Genomic DNA, 4,128 nt, shown 5'->3' on the forward strand with positions numbered 1-4,128 from the left:
GGATCTACGCCGCCTCGCCTTGATCACGAAAGCTTCGCGGTTCATGGCCCGCTCGCCCTGCTCGGCACCGCCTTCTATCCGGTTCTTGTCCATCGGCTCGCAGCTTCGCTCCGCGCTTCCTCCCCACACTCGGTCGCCCTGATGCAGTTGCGCTTCGCTTCGTTCGCTGTGATCAACTTACGGGAGGACTTGCACCTCCGGGAGTGCGCCCATGCTGGGCGCMCCATGAAAAAGGCCGCCCGAAGGCGGCCCGCAGGGACGGCGCCGGGCCTCAGGGCTTGGCAGGCGGGGTCTCGGCACTCTTCTTGGCGGCCTCGGTCGCCGCATTGGCGGCGTCGAGCGCCGACGAGGCACTCGGGGACGGCGTCGCCGCAGCAGGTGCCGCTGGCGGCGCGACCTGCGCCGGCGGCGGCGTGACCACGGCCGGCGGGGCCTCTTCCTTCTTTCCGCAGGCCGACAGTGCGACAGCGGCAAGCAGCGAAGCGAGCAGAACGGATTTCTTCATGGGGTGACTCCTTGGGATGAAGATGGCAGACAAAAAATTCTAGGCCTGCTCTTCAGCCTCAAGCACTGTCACGGTGCAATTCGCGGCATTGGCTTACAAGCCCAGCGTGCTGGCCGGAAATGCAGGCCGCGCATGGCGCAAGCATTCGTCTATGCGCTCGCGCAATGCGCGCCGCGCTTCCGGCGCACGGCCGCAAACCCCTCGCGCATGCTCGACATCGATGCGATGCAGGAACCAGCCGGGCGTCCAGATCGCGCTCGGCACCGACGGCAGGCCGGGGCCGTGGCAGACACGAGCGTCGATGATGTGACTCCACATGCGGCGCCATTGCACGAAGCGTGCATGTTCGCGCGCGAAGACGTCGAAACGCTGCGCCAGCAACACCAGGCCGCGCCCGGCCGCGGACCAGGCCTGCAAGGCCTCGACACTCGCGCGCTCGCCGAGCGGCCAGTCGACGAAGTCGGGATCCGCCAGCACGATCTCGCGCCAGTTCTGCCGCGCCGCCGCTTCGAGCGCCGCATGCAAGTGCGCCTGGAAGGCCTGGCGACCGTCGAAGGCGCCCTCGGGCAGATCGATGCCGACGCTGTCATCCGGCATGCAGCCACCCCGCTTCGCACCAGTCGCCCAGCAACGCGAGTGCATCGTCGCTGGCGCCCGCCAGGTCGCGCGCGCCGAGCATGCGCTGGTCCGCCAGCCGCCGCATCAGCGTCGCGTCGCGGCCGCCGGCGCGGAAACTCTCGCCGTTGATGTAGAGATGCCGCGCGTCGTAAAGCATGCGGGTGCGGCGATCGAGCGCGACCTCGTTCCAGCGCTCGGGCATTTCACCGACGTCGAACCAGACCGTCGGCTTCGGCTCGGTCATCGACTCGCCGAGCGCGCGATCGATCACCTCGCCGTCGTGCACGGCGGCCAGCACCGCTTCGCGCGCGAAGGCCTGCAGCGCCTGCGGCATCGCGGCCGGCGTGGCAAGCGCGTCCTGCTTCGAATCGCGGTAGTGCACCGCGGCCCGCGCCGGTTCGTCCTGCAGTGCATCGGCGTGCGCCTCGGCGATGCGCGCCAGCAGGTCGGCCCCGAGCGGCGCCGCGGCCGGCGAGCGCAGTCCGATCGAGCAGGTCATGCAGTCGTCGCCGACCGCGACGCCGTCGTGCGCATAACGCGGCGGCAGGTAGAGCATGTCGCCGGGCTCGAGCACGAAGCTCTGCTCTGCTTCGAAATTCGACAGGATCTTGAGCGGAACGCCGGGCTGCAGGCTGAGGTCGCGCTGCTTGGCCGTAGCCCAGCGGCGGCGCCCCTGCGCCTGCAGCAGGAACACGTCGTAGCTGTCGAAATGCGGGCCAACCCCACCGGTGTCGCTGGCATAGCTGATCATCAGGTCGTCGAGCCGCGCATCGGGCACGAAACGGAACTGTTGCAGCAGTTCGTGAACGCCCTGATCATGCAGGTCGACGCCCTGCACCAGCAGGGTCCAGCCTGGCTGGTGGAGTCCGGGCAGGGCGCGGCGCGCGAAGGGGCCCTGCTTAAGGGTCCAGCCGGTGTCGCGGTGGCGGATCAGCCGCGACTCGACCTCATCTCGCGCGGCCAGGTCGAACAGCGCGGCCCGCGCGATCGGTGGCACCATGCCGGGCACGGCCTGGCGAACGAGAAGCGGCTTCTTCTGCCAGTGGCGTCGCATGAACTGGCGGGCACTGAGGCCGCCGAGCAGGGGCAAGGGTCGATCAATCTCCATGGGAGAATTGTGCGATGGAAATCACTGAACAATGCGTGGTCGGCCTGACCTGGACGCTGAAAGACACCTTGGGCGAAGTCCTCGACGTGCTCGACGACCCGGTGGAGTTCCTGGTCGGTGGCGACGACCTATTCGATGCCATCGAAGCCGCCCTGCTTGGCCATGAACCCGGCGCCCGCGTGCAGCTTCAACTCGAACCCGAACAGGCCTTCGGCGACTTCAACGACCAGTTGCTCTTTCTCGAGCCGCGCTCACTGTTCCCGGCGGAGACCGAGGAGGGCATGACCTTCGACGGCGCGGCGCTGCCCAAGGGCGTCAACCCCGACATCCCCAAGGACGTGCTCTACACCGTCAGCGAGATCTATCCCGAGCACTTGGTGCTCGACGGCAACCATCCGCTGGCGGGCATCGCGATCCGCCTCGACATGACCGTGAAATCGGTCCGCGAAGCCACCGAGGAAGAAATCGGCCGCGGCACGGCGGGCACCGGCTTCTTCAAGGTCCCGACCACGGCGCCGGGCAACGACCTGCTGCACTGACCCTCGCGCAGGCGCAAAAAAGCCGGGCCATGCCCGGCTTTTTCGTTCCTTGCGGCGGGGATCAGAATCGCGAGATCTGGCCGTTGTCGATGCGAACGCGATCGCCGACGCGCAGGTCGCCCGGACTCGGCACGTCGAAGGCGCGGAAGCCGCCGTTGTCGGTCTGGACCGAGACGCGATAGCTCTCGTAGACGCGCGGGCCATTGGCGCGGCCTTCGATGTTATTGCCCAGCAGCGCGCCGCCGACCACACCGGCCACGGTCGCCGCGGTACGCCCGGTGCCCTTCCCGATCTGGTTGCCCAGCAGGCCGCCCACCACGCCGCCGGCGACGGCGCCGCCGCCGCTGGTGGGGCTGCCCTGGGTCTCGCTGCGCAGCACCTCGATGTTGGCCACCCGGCCGTATTCGACGAAGCGCCCCTGCGGCTGCATTGGCTGCACCGGCTGGTAGGGATAGCTGCTGGTCTGGTAGACCGGCGCTGGCGCCACGCAGGCGGTCAGGGCGGACAGCGCCAGGACCGAGGCGGCGACGGAAACGAGACGGAAAGAGATCTTCATGGTTTTATGTTCCTACAGAACGGGCCGATACCGGCCGGACAGGTGATCAACGTGTCCAGGGCCGGTGCGATGACCTCGGACACATAGTGAAACCTTTGACAGAAAATACCAGCGCCGGTTCCAGACTTTACGTGTGGGCCACGCCCTACACGCCCCTGAAGACGTCGGCCTACAAGGCTCGGCAGGGCTTCAGTGCTTGCCTGTGGAACCGTAGCCGCCCTCGCCCCGCTCGCTTGGCGGAAACTCGGCCACCAGATGGAATTGCGCCTGCACCACCGGCACGATCACCAGTTGGGCCAGGCGCTCCATGGGCTGCAGCACGAAGGGCGTGTCGCTGCGGTTCCAGGCGCTGATCTTGAGTTCGCCCTGGTAGTCGCTGTCGATCAGGCCGACCAGGTTGCCGAGCACGATACCGTGCTTGTGGCCCAGGCCCGAGCGCGGCAGGATCAGCGCCGCGAAGCCCGGATCGGCCAGGTGGATCGCGATGCCGGTGCCCACGAGCTGCCAGCCGTTGGGCTCCAGCGTGATCGGGGCATCGAGGCAGGCCCGGAGGTCCAGTCCGGCGCTGCCGGGCGTGGCGTAGGCCGGCAGTTGGTCCTGCATGCGGGGATCGAGGATGCGAACGTCTACTTTCAATTCATGTGCCCTGTACGTGGGATGGAAACGAGCCGGCTCAACGCGAGCCGGCGGAAGGAAGGCGGGCTGCGATCTCGGCCACGAGGTCGCGCGCCAGGGTGAGCTTGGGTGCGCGCGGCAGTTCGCGCACGCCGCGGGCATCGACCAGCAGCAGGCTGTTGTCGTC

6 protein-coding genes are annotated in these 4,128 nt (G+C 68.0%); 1 reads left to right on the forward strand and 5 read right to left on the reverse strand.

Going from position 1 to position 4,128, the window contains the following annotated elements; translation table 11 throughout:
- Window positions 1-271: 271 nt before the first annotated feature.
- The 3 genes from AC1DY5_RS44780 to AC1DY5_RS44790 form a co-directional block, all read right to left on the reverse strand.
- Window positions 272-505: a hypothetical protein gene (locus tag AC1DY5_RS44780; RefSeq protein ID WP_478120845.1), complete on the reverse strand. Its 234-nt coding sequence runs from the start codon at window positions 503-505 to the stop codon at window positions 272-274.
- Window positions 506-598: 93 nt separating this feature from the next.
- Window positions 599-1,102: a hypothetical protein gene (locus AC1DY5_RS44785; protein ID WP_478120846.1), complete on the reverse strand. Its 504-nt coding sequence runs from the start codon at window positions 1,100-1,102 to the stop codon at window positions 599-601.
- The gene (locus AC1DY5_RS44790) at window positions 1,092-2,231 is read right to left on the reverse strand and encodes a JmjC domain-containing protein (RefSeq protein WP_478120847.1); all 1,140 of its coding nucleotides are present in this window, start codon (window positions 2,229-2,231) and stop codon (window positions 1,092-1,094) included. The genes AC1DY5_RS44785 and AC1DY5_RS44790 overlap by 11 nt, the downstream gene beginning before the upstream one ends.
- 14 nt (window positions 2,232-2,245) lie before the next feature.
- Between AC1DY5_RS44790 and AC1DY5_RS44795 the strand changes: the two genes are divergently transcribed.
- Window positions 2,246-2,770: an FKBP-type peptidyl-prolyl cis-trans isomerase gene (locus tag AC1DY5_RS44795; protein ID WP_478120848.1), complete on the forward strand. Its 525-nt coding sequence runs from the start codon at window positions 2,246-2,248 to the stop codon at window positions 2,768-2,770.
- A 61-nt stretch (window positions 2,771-2,831) separates the two neighbouring features.
- Here AC1DY5_RS44795 and AC1DY5_RS44800 read toward each other — a convergent pair whose 3' ends face one another.
- Window positions 2,832-3,326, reverse strand: coding sequence for an outer membrane lipoprotein (locus tag AC1DY5_RS44800; protein WP_478120849.1), 495 nt, complete (start codon window positions 3,324-3,326; stop codon window positions 2,832-2,834).
- A 189-nt stretch (window positions 3,327-3,515) separates the two neighbouring features.
- On the reverse strand, window positions 3,516-3,962 hold the full coding sequence (gene dut / locus AC1DY5_RS44805) for a dUTP diphosphatase (RefSeq protein WP_478120850.1): 447 nt from the start codon (window positions 3,960-3,962) through the stop codon (window positions 3,516-3,518).
- Between the last annotated feature and the right edge of the window lie 166 nt (window positions 3,963-4,128).

It is taken from the genome of Variovorax sp. P4_D9, assembly GCF_056401695.1.